The following is a 19513-nucleotide window of genomic DNA, read 5'->3' as shown; positions in this document are numbered from 1 at the left end:
TTCTAGAAGCATTCCAATTCCAAAGAAGCAGCGCGCATGAGCGCATGCGTCGCACGTGCTGTGCACACGTCTGGAGAAATTCTAACGCCGTTCCTATCGCACTCCGAAACCGCCTGAGTTAGGGCGGGCCATCAAGATCGATATCGGCAAAGCCGGCAGTGCGTGGGGCTCAACAGACGTGACCGATTTCCAACCTTCTTCGCGTAAGAACACGCGCCGCCGACAGATTCAGACGCTCTTCCTAGGTGCGGCCAGCACATTCGCTCTCGCCGTGGTCTTCGGCTCTGCCCAAGCCCAGACGCAGATTCCCTCTGTCACCGTCGAAGCGCCGACGCAGCGCACCCGTCCAGCGGCGATTGCGTCGTCGCGACGGGCTGCTGCGGCGCGAACCGCACGCGCCAATCGTCGCGGCCCGGCGCAGCAGGCTGCGCCAACCCAGTCGGCCTCATCGAACGGTGCAACGGGCGAACGCGCCAATGGCCCGGTACGCGGTTTCGTTGCGACGCGCAGCGGCACCGCCACCAAGACCGATACGCCGCTGATCGAAACGCCGCAGTCGGTGTCGGTCATCACCACCGACCAGATCAGAAACCAGGGCGCGGTCTCGATCGGCGAGGCCTTGCGCTACACCGCCGGCGTCAGCGGCGACGTCAATGGCGGCTCGGACACCCGCTTCGGCGGCCTCCAGATCCGCGGCTTCGACATGACGATGCCGGGCCTCTTCGTCGACGGCCTGCGGATTCCCTCCAGCAACTACGTGCACTTCAATGGCCTCGAGCCCTATGGGGCCGAGCGTATCGAGGTGCTCAAGGGTCCGTCCTCCGCGATGTATGGCGGCAGCGGCACAGGCGGCGTTCTCAACTACGTGACCAAGCTGCCGACGGCGCAGCAGTTCGGCGAGGTCTCGATCTCGGGTGGCAGCTTCAACCGCTATCAGGGCCAGTTCGACATGGGCGGCGCCGCCAACAAGGAAGGCACGGTGCTGTGGCGCCTGACCGGCGTCGTGCGCGACGGCGAGACCCAGGTCGATTTCAGCAAGGACAATCGCGTCTTCATCGCGCCCGCCGTCACCTTCAAGCCGAACGAGGACACCACCATCACCCTGCTCGCCAACTATCAACGGGACCGGGCAGGGTGGGGCCTTCAGTTCCTGCCGGCCTCGGGCACCGTGTGGCCGAACAACGGCCGCACCATCCCGGTCTCGTTCTTCGCAGGCGTGCCGGGCTTCGATGCGTTCAACACCGAGATCGCAACCGTCGGCTACCAGCTCGCGCACAATTTCACCGACAACGTCACGTTCCGGCAAAATCTGCGCTACGCCTATCAGCACAACGAGGAGAAGGTGTTTTACGGCGGCGGCTATACCAACGAAGCCGCAGGGCAGCTCGCGCGCTATGGCAGCTACAGCAACTCCTACATCAACTCATTCGCCGTGGACAACCAGCTCCAGGGCAAGTTCACCACCGGCATTCTCAGCCACACCACGCTGGTTGGCGTCGACTATCGCAACACCTCCTTCCGCGACACCGCCTTCGGCGTCACGACCTCGTCCCCCGAGATCAACGTCTTCAACCCGAACTACAGCTACGACTACGCCATCGGCGCCATGTACGACAACACCGGCGTCAAGCAGTCCCAGGTCGGCGTCTATGCGCAGGATCAGATCAAGCTCGGCCGGCTCTCGTTCCAGCTCGGCGGCCGTCAGGATTTCGTGACCACGCAGGTCGATAACGGTATCGCCAATACCACGGCCGCGAAGGACGCCTCGGCCTTCACCGGCCGAGCCGCCGTGATGTACAATTTCGATAGCGGCATCGCGCCCTATTTCAGCTACTCGGAATCGTTCCTGCCGCTGCTCGCGACCGGGTTTGGCGGACAAATGCTCAATCCCGAGACCGGCGTCCAATACGAGGTCGGCGTCAAGTATCAGCCGATCGGCTGGAACGCGCTGTTCACCTTCGCCGCCTTCGACCTGACGCGCGATAACGTCGCTGTGTACGTGCCCGCGGCCACCTTTTACGAACAGATCGGGCAGGTGAAGTCGCGCGGCATCGAGCTCGAAGGCACGATGTCGCTCGCCGATGGCTGGAACCTGCGCGCCGCCTATGCCTATGTCGACGCCATGGTCACGCAGGATCCGGTGAATGTCGGCAAGGCGCCAACTACGGTGCCGCTCAACCGCGCCTCGCTGTGGAGCGACTATACGCTGCAGAACGGGTCGCTCGCCGGCCTGCAGTTCGGCGGCGGCATCCGCTATGTCGGCGCGACCTGGGGCGACGAGGCCAACACGTTCAAGGTGGGATCGTCGACCGTTCTCGACGCGCTGCTGGCCTACAACAGGGACAATTGGCGCCTGGCGCTGAACGTCACCAATCTCGCCGACACCCGCTATGTCGCCTCATGTTACAGCATGTCGGGCTGCTTCTACGCGGAAGGGCGGAAAGCCATCGCCAGGCTGACCTACCGCTGGTGAGCACAATGCGAGGACGGTCCGGCCTTGGAGACCGGACCTGCATCCCGCCGATCAGAACGGATAGTGCCGGGGCCCGGTCTGCACGGTGATCCAGCGCAGTTCGGTGAACTCGTCGATTGCGGCCTTGCCGCCGAAGCGGCCATAGCCTGACGCCTTGGTCCCGCCAAACGGCATCTGAGGCTCGTCATGCACGGTCGGGGCGTTGACGTGGCAGATGCCCGCCTCGATCCGCCTGGCAACGGCGAGCGCACGGGCGATGTCGCGGCCGAACACGGCCGAGGAGAGGCCGTATTCGGTGTCGTTGGCCACACGCACGGCCTCGTCGATCCCGCTCACGCGCACCACGGTCACGACCGGACCAAAGCTCTCCTCGCCATAGATCCGCATCGCCGGCGTGACATGATCGACGATGGTGGCGGGCATGATGGTGCCGCTGCCGTGACCGCCGGCAGCGAGCACGGCGCCCTTGGCGACGGCATCGTCGATCAGGCCCCGGACGCGCTCGCAGGCGGCGTCACTGACCAGCGAGCCAAGCACGACATTGCCCTTGCGGGGATCGCCGAAGGGAAGGCTCCTGGCCTTGGCGGCGAACTTGGCGATGAAGGCGTCCGCCACTTTGTCGTCGACCACGATCCGCTCGGTCGACATGCAGATCTGCCCCTGGTTCATGAAGGCGCCGAACGCTGCCGCATTCACGGCGGCGTCGAGGTCGGCATCGTCGAGGATGACGAGCGGGGCCTTGCCGCCAAGTTCCAGCAGCGCGCGCTTCAGGTGCTTTGCACATGCCAGTGCGATGAGGCGGCCGACGCGGGTCGAGCCGGTGAAGTTGACGCGGCGGATCGCAGGATGGGCGATCAGCGCCTCGACGACCGCCTGCGCATCCTCCGGCGCGTTGGTCACGACATTGACGACGCCGTCACCGAGGCCGGCCTCCGCCAGGCAGCTTCCGATCAGCCGATGCACGCCCGGGCTCATCTCGGACGCCTTCAGCACCACGGTATTGCCGCAGGCGAGCGGCATCGCGACCGATCGCACGCCGAGGATCACGGGAGCGTTCCAGGGCGCGATGCCGAGCACCACGCCGACCGGCTGGCGAAACGCCATGGCGAGGTTGTCGGGCTTGTCGGTCGGTATGACTTCGCCGGATATCTGCGTCGTCATGGCCGCGGCTTCGCGCAGCATGCCTTCGGCCAGGTGCACGTTGAATCCGGCCCAGCCCGCGGTGGCGCCGGTTTCGGCGACCATCAGCGCGGTGAACTCCGCGGCACGGCGCGCGAGGATGTCGGCGGCCGCATTGAGCCGCTTGCGGCGCTCCGACGGGCCGAGCTGTGACCAGGCCGGGAACGCGGCGGCCGCAGCGTCCGCGGCCCGCATCGCGTCGTCGATCGAGGCCGCCGCCACGATCGTCGCGACGTCGCCGGAGATCGGGTTGTGGCGCTGGAAGGTACGCTGATTGGTGGCCGACTGGTCTTTGCCGCCGATGAGAAGGTCGATCGCGTTCATGATGCACTCCAAGGGTTGCAGGCGGGATTGAGCGATTATGGCGGGGACGGGGCAGCGCGGGCCTTGCCGAGATAGGCGCGCTGGACCTCCGGATCGTTCTTCATCGCACTGGCCGGCCCGCTGCCGGCGTTGCGGCCGGACTCGATCAGGTAGACACGGTCGGCGATGTCGAGGCTCGCCCGCGCATTCTGCTCGACCAGCAACACGCTGAGGCCGCTGCTACGGATCTCCGCCAGTGCACGGAACACTTCGCGGCTGAGCAGGGGCGACAGGCCGAGCGAAGGCTCATCGAGCAGGAGCAGCAGCGGGTTCGACATCAGCGCCCGGCCGATCGCCACCATCTGCTGCTCGCCGCCGCTCATGGTGCGAACGGCCTGGGCCATACGCTCGGCAAGGCGCGGGAACAGTCGCAGGATCCTCGCGAGCCGGTCTGCCTCGCCTGCGCGGGCGCGGGCGGGGTAGGCGCCGAGCTGCAGATTCTCGGCAACCGTCAAATCGCCGAATACGCCGCGGCCTTCGGGCACCAGCGCGATGCCGCGCTCCACGATCAGGTGGGCGGGCAGCTCGCCAATGTGATGTCCCTCGAACCGGATCGTTGCGCCGGGGGCAGGCTTGACCAGCCCGGCGATGCTCTTGAGCAGGGTGGACTTGCCGGCGCCGTTGGCGCCGAGGATCGCGACGATCTCGCCTTGCCCAATAGCGAGCGCAATGTCGGCGAGAGCCTGGTGCTTGCCATAGAAATGGGAGAGGGCGGCGACCTCAAGCATCGTCGCCTCCGAGATAGGCTGCAACGACTTTTGGATCGGACAACACGGCCTCCGGCGCGCCGCGCGCGATCACGCTGCCGGCATTCATGACGATGCAATGGCTGCACAGCGCTCGGATCGCATCCATGACATGCTCGACCATGATGATGGTGAGGCCGCGATCGCGCAATTTCGCGATCAGCGCGATGCCGGTCTCGAGCTCGCTCGGGTTGAGGCCCGCCAGCCATTCGTCGAGCAGCACGAGGCGCGGCTGCAGCGCCAGCGCGCGGGCAAGCTCGAGCCGCTTCTGGTCGATATAGGTCAGCTCGCTCGCGGGCGCTTCCTGCAGCTTGCCGAGCCCGACGAGGTCCAGCAGCTCGCTTGCCGTTGCGCCCGAGCCGTTCGTCGTCGAGAACAGCCGCGCCGCCGCAACGTTTTCGACCACCGTCAGGTCCGGCATCACGCGCACCAGCTGGAACGTGCGCGCAAGGCCAAGGCGCGCGATCTGGTGCGCGCGCATACCGTTGAGGACGATGCCGCCCAGCCGGATCGTGCCCGAGGAGGGCCGCAGCGCCCCGGACAGCGTATTCAGCAGCGTCGTCTTGCCGGATCCGTTCGGGCCGATGATGCCGATGATCTCGCCCGGCGTGACCGTGAAGCTGACACCGTCGACGGCGCGTAGTCCGCTGAACGATTTGCTGACGCCGTCGACCGCGAGCAGCGGTGCATCGCTCGTGGGGACGGGCGCGGCGGCGGGACCGCCGGCCGGAACACGCCAGCGGCCCGCCCCGAACAGGCCGATCACGCCGTTCGGCAACACCATCACGATGAACACGAAGATGACGCCGAGCACGATGCTGAAATGGTTGGGCAGCGTCGCCGTCAGCACCTCGAACAGCAGGACCAGGGGAATGACGCCCAGCACGGGCCCGAACAGCGAGCCCGCGCCGCCCAGCAGGGCCATGATCACGACCTGGAACGAGATGGTCGGATTGAACGCAATGGCCGGATCGACATAGGTCCAGCGTGGCGCCATGACCGCGCCGGTCACCGCCATGAAGGTCGCGCTCAGAATGAAGACGCCGAGCTTGATCCGCGTGGCATCGATGCCGGAATGGCTCGCCGCGGTCTCGTCGGCGCCGATGGCGCGCAGGGCCAGCCCATAGCGCGAGCGCCCGAGCATCCAGCCGACCAGGAAGACGACCGCGGTCAAGCCCAGCAGCTGCCAGTAGAGAACGTCCTGCGTCACCGCACTGAAGAGATAGCGGCCGACCGACTTGTGGATGTTGACCTCGTACCAGATTACGAGCTGCCGGATCAGCTCGGCCAGGCCGAAGGAGAAGATCACGAAATAGATTCCGGACAGCCGCAGCGTCGAAAGCCCGGTGATTGCGGCGGTGAGTGCGCCCACGCCGGCTGCGGCCAGCAGCACGACCGGCCAGGGCATGGTCTCGCCGAGCACCGCAGCCGTGTAAGCGCCGAGCCCGAAGAACGCGACCGTTGCAAGCGAGATGTAGCGCGTCGGGCCCGAGAACATCGCCCACGCGGTCGCCAGGATCGTGAAATAGAGCACACTGATGCCGAGCGCGAGATAATAGCCGTTGGCATAGAGCGGATAGGTGACGAGGCATGCGGCGAGGGCGAGGCCGGCGCACCACAGCAGAATGCGGACGGGCCCCGTCATGACGCCGCCCTGCCGAACAGGCCGGTGGGCTTGATCACGAGCACGCCGAGAAACAGTGCGTAGGTCGCAGCCAGCGTCAGACCGGGATCGACCAGCCGCGCCACCGCGGTCTCGACCACACCAAGCAGCAGCCCGGCGACCAGCGCGCCGATGACGTTGCCGACACCGCCCATGATGACGACGACCAGCGCCTTCATCGTGAAGACCACGCCCATCGCGGCATTGAAGGTGAGGAACATGCTGATCAGCACACCGCCGACGGCGACGAGGCCGCCGCCGAAGGCAAACGCCAGCCCCGACAGGGCCGCGACGTCGATGCCGACGAGACGCGCGGCGTTGGCATCGACGGCGATGGCGCGTACCGCAGTGCCGATCCGGGTGCGGGTGAGGGCGAGGTACACGGCGCCGCCGACCAGCGCCGCGAACAGCAGCGCGACGAGCCGATTGACAGCAAGCGTCGAGCCCATGATCGTCAGCGGAATGGAGAGATAGCTATAGCTGTAGTACTGGCCGCCAAAGGCGACCAGCATGGCGCCCTGGATGACGAACAGCACGCCGAAGGTGACGAGGATGCTGTCGATCTCCTGCGCGCCCCGGTCCTTGCCGCGCCGCATCAGCCGTTCCAGCAGCAAGCGATACAGCAGCCAGTTCAGCACCATCGCGACCGGGACCGCCAGCAGCAGCGCCGCGAGCGGGCTCAGCCCAAGGCCGCCGTAGAGCGAGAACGCGCCGAAGGCGGCCGCGACCAGCGACTCTCCATAGGAGAGGTTCATGATCCGCGCCACGCCATATTGCAGCGTCAGCCCGAGCGCGATCAGCGCGTACATGCCGCCGAGCACGAGACCCGGCAGGATGATGTCGACAAGCAACATGAAGCGGCGTCCCCTTGAGCGGACGGCAGGCAGGCCTCGCCGACGCAAGGCCTGCCAACCAGCCTTACTGCCACTGCGGCTTGGGCACGACCGCGGCACGCGCGCCCGGCAGCGAGGTCGGTGCGAGGGCGTAGAACTCGCCGTTCTGCCACTGTCCGACGCTCCAGACCTCCTGAAGCAGCCCGTCCTTCAGCTTGACCTTGCCGATGATGGTCTCGAACGTGCCCGCGCGGATTTCCGCCGCGACAGCGGTGCGATCGAGCTTGCCGACCTTTTCGATCGCCTGCTGGAGCACCTGCAGGCTCGCATAGGTGATCGAGCTCGCCCAGCGATCCGGTTCCTTGCCGGTGGCGGCCTTGTGGCGCGCGAGATACTCCTTCAGTTGCGGAGACTCGGCATTCCAGCCGCCGATGCCCATCACGCCGTCGCTGTTGGCGGCAAACTTGCCCTTGTAGAGCGGGAACGCGGTGCCGACGCCGACATAGAAAACCTTCGGGTTGAACTTCAACAGCTGCGCCTGTTCGGTCAGCGCGATCGTGTCCGGCGGATAGCTGAAGGCGATGAACGCGTCCGGGTTCGAGGCGATCGCATCCTTCAACAGAGGCTGGAGATCCTGCGTGCCCATCGGATAGGTCTTGTCATAGCCGAGCTTGAAGCCGTGCTTTTTGAAGGCCTCGCGGCCCGCGGCGGACAGCTCGATGCCGAACTGGTCGGCGATGCTGACCATCGCGATGTTCGCCCCGATCTTGCCTTCGCTCTTCAGCTTGCCGAGCAGATCGGCGAGCCCCTCGGATATCTGGGCCGACGTCCCGAGCCAGAACGTCGCGTTCGACCAGCGCTTGGCAAGCTCCGGCGCCTTGTCGGTCACCGACGTGACCGCGAGGTGAGGGTAGCCCAGACGGTTCAGAGTCGGGCCGACCGCGAGATTGAGACCCGTGCCCCACGGCGAAAGAATGAAATCGACCTTGTCCTGGTTGGCGAGGCGCTCGATCGCCTTGACGGCTTCTTCCGAGCTGCTGCGGTCGTCATATTCGACCACCTCGATCGGCAGCTTCTTGTCGCCGAGCTTGATGCCGCCGGCGGCATTCACGTCCTTCACCCACAGCTCATAATTGGGCAGGGTGGTGATGCCGGCGCCGCCGGCATAGGGACCGGTCTTGGAAATGGCGTAGCCGATCCGGATCTTCTCCTGCGCATCGGCCGAGGACGTCCCCAGCGTTCCGGCCAGAGCCGCAAGGCCAACGACGCGCAGCAACGTTCGACGGTTCGCTGAAAACATATCGTGTCTCCCTCCTGTTGCACTCAAGCGATGGTCGGCATCGCAGTGAGTGGTCGTTTCCTCTTGATCCCAACTTTCTCTAGGGCGGCATCATTGAGCCGGCCGCCACCGGGACTTGACCTAGCAAGCATCCCAAGCTTTGCTCGCACAATGGACAAATCCGGTGAAAGATTGGACGGTTCTGGTCTCGGTGGCCAAGTGCGTCGAGGCGTCGCGGGCCCAGATCCGGCAACGGCAACCGCCCCGAGTGGGGCTGTGCCTGTGGGCGCCGAGCTGATCGCGGCGCATTACGTCGCGCGGCGATGGACGGTGACCTCGAAAGCGGCCCGTCCGTTCATTCATCTGCTCTGCCTTCCCGGCGGAGGGACCGCCGAGATCGGTCAGGCCGGCAGGACCATGCGGACGGTCGGACCCGCGCTGGTCTGGCTCCCGGCAGGATCCGCCGACTATCTGGAGGTGTCGGCAGGCACGACGGCGCAGCTGCTGCAATTGCGCGCCGGCACATGGCATCGCTATCTCCCGCCATCGGCAGAGGCGGCCTATCTCGCGCTCGAGGGCGCAGGCGGCATCCTGGCGTTGCAGGTCGAGGCCGATCTCGCGGCCACGATCGCGCGTTCCATCGCGGCGATCGCCGCCGAGGTCGCCACGCCCGCACGCAGCGGTGCAGCGTCGATCATGTCGGCGGAGCTGACGCTGTGCGTGCTGCGATTCTGGCGCCTGTTCGCTGGCGACGGGAACCGCAACGAGGAGAGCAGCAGCACCGAGATCCTGAGCCGGTTCCGCAGGCTGCTCGAGGAGCGCTATCAACAGCACTTGCGCGTCAGCGATTACGCCAGGCTACTCGGCACCACGCCGGATCGCCTGCACGCGCTGTGCAGCCGCGAGCTGAAGCGCTCGCCGAGCGAGCTGATTCAGCAGCGCCTCGTCAGGGAAGCGGCGACGCGGCTGGAGGCTGGAACCATCGCCGTCAAGCAGATCGCATTTGCGCTGGGCTTCACGGACACCGCCTATTTCAGCCGCTTTTTCCGCAAGCACACCGGCGAGGCACCGGGCGTATGGCGTCGGCGCGTTGCGGCACGCGCGAGAGCGGGGCGATCGAGACCGACGCTGAATTTTGCCGATTGGCCGTAACGCACGCGGCTGCGTCGACACCCGATCACGCATGGACGCTTTGTCGCGCAGCTTATCGGCCAGTCTCGATAAATTCTAATGTCGGACCTCTCGCACTGCAACTGTCCCTGCGTTAGGCCGAAGGCCCACCGGCTGAACTGCCGGCGGCGAGTCCAATCGAAAAGCGGTCCGGCAAATGAGGGGCCGGGCCCAGTGGGAATGAGATCTGAGCGATGAGAGCGATATTCGGCAAACTGCATCGCTGGGCGGGACTGCTGACGGCCGCCTTCCTGTTCTTCTCCGGCATCACCGGCGCGATCATCTCCTGGGATCACGAGCTCGACGACGTCCTGAACAGCCATCTGTTCGACGTCTCGACGAAGGGCCCGGCTATTCCCTCGCTCGAACTCGCCAAGACGATCGAGCAGCGCGATCCGCGCGCGCGCGTGGTCTATCTCTTCATGACGCCGGAGGAGGGGCACTCGCTGTGGTTCTTCGTCATGCCGCGAATCGATCCCGCGACCGGCAAGCGCTACCCGCTCGACTACAATCAGGTCTTCCTCGATCCCAACACGGGCGCGGAGCTTGGCCGGCTATTGGGGCGCGGTCTGGCCCGTCACGCGGGAAAACTTCGTCTCGTTTCTCTACAAGCTGCACTACACGATGCACATCCCGGAATTCTGGGGCAGCGACCGCTGGGGCATGCGCGTGCTCGGCATCATCGCCATCATCTGGACCATCGATTGCTTCGTCGGGTTCTATCTGACGCTGCCCTCGCGCCGGCGCGCCAAGGCCGCGCGGGCGCCTGAGGTCGCGCGCCAGTTCGAGCGCGGCTTCTGGGCGCGCTGGGCGCCGGCCTGGACCATCAAGACCTCGGGCAGCGCCTACCGGATCAATTTCGACATCCACCGCGCATTCAGCCTGTGGACGTGGGGCGTACTGTTCATCATCGCCTTCACCGCGTTTTCGCTGAACCTCTACTTCGAGGTGTTCTCGCCGCTGATGAAGATGGTGTCGAATTACACCCCGACACCCTATGAGCAGCGGCCCTATCGCGATCTCGATAATCCGATCGAGCCCAAGATGACGTTCGCCGAGATTGCTGCCCGCGCGGCCGCCGACGGCAAGGCGCGAGGCTGGACCACCCCGGTCGGCGCGCTCAGCTACGGCCCGGCCCATGGCGTCTACGCCGCCGCGTTCTTCCATCCCGGCGACGATCACGGTGCCGGCGGCGTCGGCCCGGCGCAGCTCTATTACGACAGCGAGGACGGCCGCCCCATTGGCGAGCGGCTGCCCTGGGTCGGCACCGCCGCCGACATCTTCGTGCAGGCGCAGTTTCCGCTGCATTCGGGCCGCATCGTCGGACTGTTCGGGCGTATCCTGATCTCGGTGATGGGCCTCGTGGTCGCCGCGCTCTCTGTCACCGGCGTCGTGATCTGGTGGCGCAAGCGCCGCGCCCGCGTTCGCGTGCGGGAGACGGCGGCCGTGCGGCTGAACCGGGAGCAACTGACGCCGGCAGAGTAGGGCACCCGCGTTCCGCCAATGGATGAACCTTGGCACGCGGCGTCGGCACAAAGATGGAGATCGCTCTCCAGTCTTCCCGGAATTGCAATGAGATTGCTTGCCTTGCTCTGCCTGCTCGTCCTGGCCGCGCCCGCCGGGGCGGCCGCGCCCGAGCAGCACTATCTCGACCTGCGCGACCGCTACATCGCAAAATTCTCGAATGCCAAGGAGAGCGACGAGATCTACAAGCAGCACGATGCGGCCCTGAAGGCGCTGGCCGGCGTGCTGCGCGGCCTGGTCGGTCCGGTCGCGATCAAGGGACTCCCGGCCGAGGGCAAGTCGAACGTCGATACGCTGTTCAAGGACGACATCGGCTTCGGCCATCTCGACGGGCTGAGCTTCGCATCCGAAGGCGACAAGATGCAGGCTGTGGTGACCACGACCGGGCTGCTCAAGCACTGGCTTGGCGAGCATCGCGAGGACGGCATGCCTCAGGAGAGCGGCGCCGCGTCGAAATCCGACCGCTTCTATTATTACGCCATCCAGGACGCCGCCTTTGCGATCTACGCAGAGCTGCCGATCACCAAGCCGGTCAAGGCGAGCGTGGCAGCCGCTGTGCTCGGCGTGCGCGGCAATGGCGGCCTCAAGGGCCCGCCGGACGAAATCGATGTCGTCGCGATCCAGGGCGACAAGGTCTATTTCCTCGCGGCAAGGGAGGCCGTGAAGACCGCCCCGATCCCGACCTGCGAGAAGGTCTGGAAGCAGATGATGGCAAAGCCCGTCGACAAGAAAGACCCGCGCGGCGAGATGGCCCGCGAGGACAAGGCAATGACCGCCTTCACGGCGTGCTTCGCCAAGGAAGCCCCGAGCCAGAGCTGGTATGCGGCCGCCGTCAAGACGGCGCAGAGCCAGCTGGACCGGCTGCCGCTTCCCTAGGAATGCCAGCTCGATATTCTCCGCCGTGATCCTCCGGCTGTGAACCACCGGCTTTGAACCACGCCTTGGCCTGCGCAGGCGAGGCGGCGCCGCGCCGTCGGCAAACGGAAGACATGAGGTTTTTTAATAGGTTAGGCCAATGCGGTCGTCCTGATCGTCATATTCGGCGGATGCAATCCCCGCGAGCTTCCACTTGCGGGTTGGGCGAGTTACTATGGCCTTTTGCGATACTTGCTGCATCCGGTCTGGCACCCGCTGGAGACCGTTCTTGCGGTTCGTCAACGAGTTGGCTGCGATTGACGATGATTACGCAGACCCGCGACCCCAGAGGCGAACGTCATCGATTGACGGTGCTGTTCTCCGACCTTGTCGGATCAACCGCCCTGGGCCGGGATGTCGAGTCCGAGCACCTTTCCGAACTCCTCAGCCAGTTGCGGCAGATCTGGCATCGCGCGGTGGCGAAGCACGGTGGTCGCATCATCCGAACGCAGGGAGACGGTGCGCTCGCCATTTTCGGCTATCCCCAATCCGGCGAAGATGACGGTCGTCGTGCTGCGGAAGCAGCACTCGATATTCACGAATGGGTCGGAGAGCTGCGCCACGATGGCGTATCGCCGGCGCTGATGCCGCTTCGAATGCATTCGGGTATCCATGCCGGCACCGTGCTCCTGACCCAAGGCGACATCGAGTCCGGCCGGTATGACCTGATCGGCGATGTCGTGAACACGGCAGCGCACCTGTCGCGCCACGCCGGTCCGGATCAGATCCTGGCCAGCCTCGATGCCCTTGGGCCGCATGCCAACTTCTTCGAGCTCGCCGCCCACCTCCCGGCGGCTTCGGGAATGCCGCAGGCGAGGCTGGTGTTGGGTCGAAGCACGGCGACCCGACGCTTCGAAGCAACCTCGCGCCGCGGCCTGACACCCTTCATCGGCCGCAACGAGATATTCGGCTTCCTGACACGCTTTCTGAGCGAAGCACCTGCGCAGGCGCAACGCTGCGCGGTGGTCGTCGGCGGGCCCGGACTCGGCAAGACGCGCCTTCTGGAAGAGGTGCTGGGGCACGTCGGCACCGAGCGCATCAGGCTGCTGCGAGGCAGTTGCGAGAGTTACGTCGGTGCCGAGGTTCTGCAACCATTCCTGCAAATGCTGCGCGCTGCGCTGGGAATTCGAGCGGACGCCTCCCTCGTCGAGGCAAAGGAGACGGCGCGCGCGGCTCTGGAGCCATGGGCGGCCCAGCTCGGTCCGAATGCAGAATCGATCCTGGCACTGGCGTCGGCCGGCGCCGATGCGCGTGGCGGCCGCATCACCGTCGATGGCGTCGTCGGCGATCTGCTCGGGTTCTTCACCGGACTGTCGGCACATGGCCCGCTGGTGCTGGTGATCGACGACTGGCAATGGTCTGATGACGCGAGCCGCCAATTGCTGCAGGCTTTGCTGGAATTGCCCAACGGACCTCGCGTCATCCTCGCCAGCCGGCCGCGCGAGGACGGCACCGAATGGATTTCCGGCGCGCCGCACCTGTTTCTCGAACCGTTTCAGGGGCCGGAAACCGACTTTGCCGTACGACGTTGGGTCCCGCAGGCCGATCCCTTCCTCGTAGCCCGCATCCATGCCTATGCGGGCGGGGTGCCGTTGTTCATCGAAGAGCTCTGCCATTCCATCGCGGCCAACGATCCGGCCTCGTTCGAAGCGCGCAGCAAACAGGGCTGGATCGCAACCCTGGTCGCTTCGCGCCTGGCACGCCTGCCGCCCGATGAGGCGAAGGTGGTGCGCGCCGCGGCCGTTATCGGCAACACCGTGCCGCACGGGTTGCTGGTTTCGGCCTGCGGCAGCGAACCCGACCCGGCCATCGTGCGGGCATTGGCGGATGCGGACTTTCTCTTTGCGGATCCAGCGGGCGGCGTCCTTCGCTTCAAGCACGGCATCACGCGCGATGCGGTCTACGACACCATTGGCCTGCACGAGCGTCAGGCATTGCACAAGCGGATCGAAGACACCCTGCTGGCGCGGTCCGAGCAGGCTGATCGCGAGGAGGCGATGGAAGCTCTGGCCTACCATTCGCAAGGCGCAGGTCATTGGGAAAGCGCAGCCCATTATGCTGAACGTGCCGGCGACAAGGCCATGGCTGCATTTGCGCTCGATCGTGCCAGCGCGCAGTACCAGGTTGCGATGCAGGCGCTGGATCGCGTGCCCAATCGCTCGCGCGAGCAATCGCTGCGCTGGTGCTTGCTGGCCAACAAGCTGGGTATGGCCAACATCTTCGACCCGCTGTCGCTGACCGACGACACCTCCGTGTTCGAACGCGCGGTCGCGATCGCGTCCTCCCTCGGCGAGACCGCCGCGATGGCCAGCGCCTACGAATGGCTCGGCTGGATGTGCTACGGGTTCGGCCGCTTCCGCGAGGCCGTGACGCACACGCGGACGGCACTGGAATTGGCACGCAAGCTCGAAGATCGTCGCCTGATCGCCCAGATCGAAGCGACGCTCGGGCAGATTCTGGCTGCAAGCTGTCAGTACGACGAAGCCATCGCCTTGATCGACGCCGCCATTTCGACCAAGCAGCAACGCAGCCGGCGTCATGGTGCGATATCCTTCGGGGCGGCTTATGCGCTGGCATGCAAGGGCGGCATCCTCGCGGATCGCGGCGATTTCGAGGGCGCCCACGCCTGTTTCGGTGAAGGCATGGCTCTGGTCGAAGGCTCGACCCACCCGGTCGTCAACTCCGTGCGCAACTGGATTGCCGTCGCGCTGATCTGGCAGGGCCGCTGGCAGGAGGCGGAGCAGCTTGCCGTGGAAGGGGCGCGCATCGCCGAGAACACGCGCAGCCTGCTGCTTCTGGCGGATTGCCGGGCAGCCTCGGGATTTGCCCGCTGGTCGGCGACCGGCGACGCCGATGGCTTGCTGCAGTTGCGGAACGCCGCCGAATGGATGGAGCGGCGCAATTTTCAATTCTACACGTCGGTTCAATATAGCTGGCTCGTCGAGGCGGCGACCGCCGAAGGCGATGTCGAGACGGCGCGGCGGTATGCCGCCCATGTCCTGCGCCGCGCACGCGAAGGCGAGCGACTGGGCGAGGCGGCGGCATGCCGCTCGCTGGCGAAGCTCGCAGCCCTGCGCCAGGGTCTCGGCCTTAGCGAGCGCTGGTTGCGACGGGCTGAAACTTCCGCAGGCTGGCGTGGTTCGCTGCGCGATGCGGCCCTGAACCTGGCCCTGCGCGGCGAGCTTCTCGCAGGGCAGGGCCGGGGCGAGGCGGCCCGCCAGACCATGATGGAAGCCGCCGAGAAGCTGCGCGCGCTCGGCATGCACTGGCATGCGGAGGAGACGATCAGGCTCGTCATTGGCATACCCGTCGGCTACGCCAACGATCAGCTCGCTCGGCATTGTGCCGTCTAACCCCTGCGCACCTTTCCTTACACGGCTCTAGGGTGGAGGTGGGCTCGGTGCGGGAACTCTTCCGTCCATCGTCAGGCTCATTGGAATGGGGCCGGTCCGCAAGGGTAGCTCCGTCTCCACCAGTGCGCTGAAGAAACCCAGCATCACCGCCAGTGCCGGGTCTGCTCCGGGACATGAATGCGTCGGATGCCCCGTGACCCTGCGGTTGCCGCCGAAGGCGTGGTAGATGTCCTGGCGACCTTCGGCGAGACTTTGCTGGGTGGCGGAGACTGCGCCGGCGACGATGACGTCGCCAGGCCTCACCTCGACCCCTCCGATGGTCTGCGAAACGACGGCTGTCCGCCAGATCAATTCGGGCACCGCGCGAAGTTGCATCGCCGGAATGAAGTCGTCTCTCAGCCGGTTGAGGGCGTCCATGTAGTTCTTTGCCTTCGTGCCGGCATAGCGAGCGCGCAACGCCCATAGCGTTCCTTCGCGCAGCCATTCGTTCAATATCCGCCGCAGGTTGCCGTCGACGGTCGGAATGAATCCCATCATGGCGCCTGCGACCGTGCGCGCCACGAACGGAATGTCGCCGTTGCCCCGCGGCGAGTTGTAAACCGCCTTCGTCACCGGACCGTTTGTCGGCCCGAACTGCGTCAGGAAACCTTCCATCGCACGGCGCGCAGCGTCGCCATGCGCCGCGCCGATCGCCTCCACTGTCGCGTTCGGATGAGGCTGGAAGATGTAGCGCGAAGGCGACAGGAAATGCCCGGGATAGCCGGGCGGCTCGCCCGGCGTCCAATCCCAGCGATAGCCGACGCGGCGGAAATGACCCCCGTCTTCGCTCAACCCGAACCACGCTTCGCAGAAGGCGGCGAGCAGCGGATCCACCAATTCGTGCACGTCGACGGTCAGCTCCCAGCTCGCTTCGCCGTCGCTGGCGGCATAGTCGATCGTCTGCTTGACCATGAAGCCCAGCACCTTCTGTGTGACCGCGCGCGCCAGCTCGAATGCGGCGGGTTGGTCAAGGGCCATGATCGCGGCGTTGCAGGCCTCGGATTCCTGCTCGTAGACCTGGTCTGGCTGCCCGGCGTCGCGGCCAAGATAGAGGATGCCGAACGACCGCAGCATGCGGGGAAGATAGCCGGTGATGGTCAGCTTGGTGTCGGAATCGGCGAACACCTTGTAGACCATGTCGCGGTCGGCCACCAAGACCCCGAAGGGCGTGCGAAGTGCGCCGCCGTGGCGCTCGCGGATCGCAGCCCAGATCGAGGCGTTGACGAAATGCGAGGCTGAATCCGGATCTTCGAGCGCTGTCTTCCACGCGGCCATCGCCGCGGCTTCGCCGTGCCGGCGCTCGATCAGGCGCAGACGCGCGATCTCCTTTTCTCCCCGATCCGCGCACCATGTCACGGCCGGTTTATACCCCCGGCTCGCCGCCCATTGCTTTAGATCGGCAAGCGCCTTCTTCGATGGCGCAAAGAAATATGCTCCCCATTCCAGCCGAACGAACGGACGAGGTTCGTCGTGGAGCCGGTCCGAGCCGTCCAGCGCCACGCGAATGGTCTGGCCTTCATGCTCGAAACGGAAATGCCGGAGCCGGCCAGGCTCGGCGAGGCCGAGGAAAGGATCGCTGACCCCTGAGGACGAACCCGCGCTGTTGCCGCCGGAGAGCCAGCTCTGCACCACCTCGAACTGCTCGCCGAGGCTGGCGTTGTAGGCCATGAAAACCAGGCCGCGCTCTGCTTGCTGGCCGGATTTGGCGGCTTGCGGGTCGACGGGCGGACCGTAGGACATGCCGCGCCTGACGATCCGTGGGGGCCGGGCGCCGGCATCCGCCTTGGTGATCGACACGCGCGGATTGGCGCGCCGTATGTGCGCGTGGAACGGACACGATTGGGCCTGCGGGTCGGCGTCGTAGTTGAAGTCGTTGTGGCCTTTGTCAGGGGGCGGAGTAGGGGTCAGGGGTTGCCCGGCCTGGGGATGGCCGGTCGGCCAGCGTCCCATCATCTTGGCCATCAGCGTCTCGCGCGTCAGGGCAGGTGCGTCCGGTCCGGCCATCTCGGCTGCCTGTCGCGTCGCGCGGGCGAGCACATCCTCGAGCTGCTCGACGTCCTGTCGCAGCTTGCGCAGCGCCATGAAGCTGCCGTCGCGGAGCATCGCGTGAGCACGATTGGTCGCGTTGCCGAACGGCGCCGTCTCGTCGGCGATGTTCGGATAGCCGCACAGAATTTCGCCGAGATGCACCTGATTGGAATAGTACGTGCCGGCCTCGCACTCTCGCAGCACCGGGTTCGAACTGCCGTCGGCGAACCCGAAATGGTCCTGCATGTCGCGGGATCTCTTATCGCGCTGCCGCTGCATCCATTGGATCGAAAGGGGCCTGATACCCGCATCGACCCCGACCAGGCGCTTCATTTCGGCCATCAACGCCTGTCTCGCATCCGCCGTCGGCTGCGCATCCTTGGACAGCAACAGGCGGAGCTGGAGGACGGCATGGACCGAGCTCATGCTGATGCGCGGCGCCGGGTCGCCTTCGGGCAGGTCCGGCGCGTCGGTCCCGAGCGCCCAGTTGCTGGCGGGAAGGCGCCATCGCTGCGGATGATTCCAGCGCACGTCGCCGAGCAGGCCGGCGCGTCTTTCCATGCCCTGCACGAACTCTTCCGGCAGAGTGCGCACCTCTTCGTCCGACAGGCCGGCCTGACGCAGTCCCTCGACCGTGAATGCGATGTTAGTGACGATCTGCCCCGGCGTCAGAACGTCGGCTTCGGAAGTCACCTCGAGGACGTCGAGAAACGCGGCCAGTGCGGCCGGATTGGCGAATTGCAGCAGCAGCAGGCAGCCGTAGTCGGAATCGGGGTAGGCGGTGATGATCCCGCCTTGCACGTTACCGCGATCCTGCAACGGCAGTTCGGCCGGCGGGGCGAGGGGCAGGTTGCGCCGTACCGGCGCCACATCGGGCGGGGTCATCAACCAGCGCAGGGCCTCATCATAGCGCCGGCGAGCGCGCTTGACGCCTTCCGCGTAGGTGGGGTCGTTGATCATGGTGACGAATTCGGGCAGCAGCTCGTGGCCGGCCCGATGCAGAAGCACCCCGTCATGCGTCCCCGGCGGATAGAAGTCGGCCAGACGGTAGAGGCCCGCCAGTGCGCGGATGCCGTGGCGAAACGGAGGCCGGGCGGCGGCTTCGATGCTGAGCGGTTTGCTGAAGCCGGCATTGGTCGGATCGACGCCGACCTGGCCGTCGACCTCGAATATCGAGTGTCGCGCGATGTCTTCCGGCGAGGGAATCCTGATCCGCGTGACGATCTTGTCGGCGCCGGCGCCAGAGGCGCGCCGATAGACCCGCTCCTCCATCCGCAGGAAGCGCGTGTCATCCACGGTCAGGTCGGGGGTGGCATAGAGAAAATAGGCTTCGGTCTGCTTGCTCTTGAGCCAGATACCCCAGTTTTCGTACGTGTTCTCGTATCCGAGCACATAACCATCGGTATTGCAGAAGATGAGGTCGAGCAGCCGGGCGGCCTTCTGCCAGATGACGCGGACATAGGCTTCCCAGGAGCCGTCGAACGTGGCGGTCAGCAGCAAATAGTCCACGCCGTCCACGGATTCGTCCTCGGGTTCGAGCACGGCGATGCCCACCGAGTGGATTCGCCCGACGCGGTCAACGGAATCGGTCAGCACGCGGGCGAGCTCGTATTCATACGCGTTGGCGCGTCCGCCATTCAGCGCCCGTAGCACGTATTTGACGCGGGTCTTGTACGTGGTCGCATCCAGGGACGGCACGAACCCCTTCTTGATCGGAGCCATCACCCTGAAATCGGACGTGCCGGCCATGCTGCCGGTCTTGATGGTCAAATCACGACGCATGTTTTTGGCTCCCCCGGGTCGCACGCAGACTTGAGGCCATTTCGCGCCTGAGCCCGGCAACCGAAACGTGTTTCGCAATGCAACGCTATTTGCGAATAGTGCGGCTCGCGGCCGCTCGATTGTATGAACTGGCCCACACTTTCCGAACTTTCCGTTGCGGTCAGCG

10 protein-coding genes and 1 pseudogene are annotated in these 19513 nt (G+C 65.7%); 5 read left to right on the top strand and 6 right to left on the bottom strand.

Annotated elements, in window-relative coordinates; genetic code table 11:
• The first annotated feature begins 178 nt into the window (after positions 1 to 178).
• A complete protein-coding gene (locus I6F20_RS05755) occupies positions 179 to 2473 on the top strand; it encodes a TonB-dependent siderophore receptor (protein WP_225125398.1) in 2295 nt (764 codons plus the stop codon).
• A 51-nt stretch (positions 2474 to 2524) separates the two neighbouring features.
• On the opposite strand, the gene I6F20_RS05750 is transcribed toward I6F20_RS05755, so the two are convergent.
• From I6F20_RS05750 to I6F20_RS05730, 5 genes are all read right to left on the bottom strand, one after another.
• Positions 2525 to 3976: an aldehyde dehydrogenase gene (locus I6F20_RS05750; RefSeq protein WP_225125396.1), complete on the bottom strand. Its 1452-nt coding sequence runs from the start codon at positions 3974 to 3976 to the stop codon at positions 2525 to 2527.
• Between the two features lie 35 nt (positions 3977 to 4011).
• A complete protein-coding gene (locus tag I6F20_RS05745; protein WP_036028046.1) occupies positions 4012 to 4743 on the bottom strand; it encodes an ABC transporter ATP-binding protein in 732 nt (243 codons plus the stop codon).
• Positions 4736 to 6406, bottom strand: a complete 1671-nt coding sequence (locus tag I6F20_RS05740) for a branched-chain amino acid ABC transporter ATP-binding protein/permease (protein WP_225125394.1) — start codon at positions 6404 to 6406, stop codon at positions 4736 to 4738. The genes I6F20_RS05745 and I6F20_RS05740 overlap by 8 nt, the downstream gene beginning before the upstream one ends.
• The gene (locus tag I6F20_RS05735) at positions 6403 to 7278 is read right to left on the bottom strand and encodes a branched-chain amino acid ABC transporter permease (RefSeq protein ID WP_225125393.1); all 876 of its coding nucleotides are present in this window, start codon (positions 7276 to 7278) and stop codon (positions 6403 to 6405) included. The genes I6F20_RS05740 and I6F20_RS05735 overlap by 4 nt, the downstream gene beginning before the upstream one ends.
• A 64-nt stretch (positions 7279 to 7342) precedes the next feature.
• Complete coding sequence (locus tag I6F20_RS05730) at positions 7343 to 8557, bottom strand: amino acid ABC transporter substrate-binding protein (protein WP_225125391.1); 1215 nt, start codon at positions 8555 to 8557, stop codon at positions 7343 to 7345.
• Between the two features lie 255 nt (positions 8558 to 8812).
• Between I6F20_RS05730 and I6F20_RS05725 the strand changes: the two genes are divergently transcribed.
• The 4 genes and pseudogenes from I6F20_RS05725 to I6F20_RS05710 all read left to right on the top strand — a co-directional run bounded on the left by I6F20_RS05725 (position 8813) and on the right by I6F20_RS05710 (position 15498).
• Positions 8813 to 9688 (top strand): helix-turn-helix domain-containing protein, encoded by an 876-nt coding sequence (locus I6F20_RS05725; RefSeq protein WP_225125389.1) that lies wholly within the window; start codon positions 8813 to 8815, stop codon positions 9686 to 9688.
• 212 nt (positions 9689 to 9900) lie between these two features.
• Positions 9901 to 11191, top strand: a pseudogene (gene fsrB / locus I6F20_RS05720) (siderophore utilization protein FsrB).
• A gap of 87 nt (positions 11192 to 11278) precedes the next feature.
• Positions 11279 to 12106, top strand: coding sequence for a hypothetical protein (locus I6F20_RS05715; RefSeq protein WP_225125388.1), 828 nt, complete (start codon positions 11279 to 11281; stop codon positions 12104 to 12106).
• Between the two features lie 302 nt (positions 12107 to 12408).
• Positions 12409 to 15498 carry an ATP-binding protein gene (locus I6F20_RS05710; protein ID WP_225125997.1) on the top strand — a complete coding sequence of 1030 codons (3090 nt, stop codon included), beginning with the start codon at positions 12409 to 12411 and terminating at the stop codon, positions 15496 to 15498.
• Positions 15499 to 15525: 27 nt separating this feature from the next.
• On the opposite strand, the gene I6F20_RS05705 is transcribed toward I6F20_RS05710, so the two are convergent.
• Positions 15526 to 19347, bottom strand: coding sequence for a Dyp-type peroxidase domain-containing protein (locus I6F20_RS05705; RefSeq protein ID WP_225125387.1), 3822 nt, complete (start codon positions 19345 to 19347; stop codon positions 15526 to 15528).
• Positions 19348 to 19513: the final 166 nt, after the last annotated feature.

It is taken from the genome of Bradyrhizobium sp. IC3123, assembly GCF_020193625.1.
Classification (GTDB): Bacteria; Pseudomonadota; Alphaproteobacteria; order Rhizobiales; family Xanthobacteraceae; genus Bradyrhizobium; species Bradyrhizobium yuanmingense.
This window is presented reverse-complemented; position numbering and strand designations above follow the sequence as displayed.

Coding starts and splice junctions, on each gene's coding strand:
- I6F20_RS05705 (WP_225125387.1), bottom strand. CDS start 19,347: ATGCGTCGTGATTTGACCATCAAGACCGGCAGCATGGCCGGCACGTCC.
- I6F20_RS05750 (WP_225125396.1), bottom strand. CDS start 3,976: ATGAACGCGATCGACCTTCTCATCGGCGGCAAAGACCAGTCGGCCACC.
- I6F20_RS05730 (WP_225125391.1), bottom strand. CDS start 8,557: ATGTTTTCAGCGAACCGTCGAACGTTGCTGCGCGTCGTTGGCCTTGCG.
- I6F20_RS05715 (WP_225125388.1), top strand. CDS start 11,279: ATGAGATTGCTTGCCTTGCTCTGCCTGCTCGTCCTGGCCGCGCCCGCC.
- I6F20_RS05745 (WP_036028046.1), bottom strand. CDS start 4,743: ATGCTTGAGGTCGCCGCCCTCTCCCATTTCTATGGCAAGCACCAGGCT.
- I6F20_RS05735 (WP_225125393.1), bottom strand. CDS start 7,278: ATGTTGCTTGTCGACATCATCCTGCCGGGTCTCGTGCTCGGCGGCATG.
- I6F20_RS05710 (WP_225125997.1), top strand. CDS start 12,409: ATGATTACGCAGACCCGCGACCCCAGAGGCGAACGTCATCGATTGACG.
- I6F20_RS05740 (WP_225125394.1), bottom strand. CDS start 6,406: ATGACGGGGCCCGTCCGCATTCTGCTGTGGTGCGCCGGCCTCGCCCTC.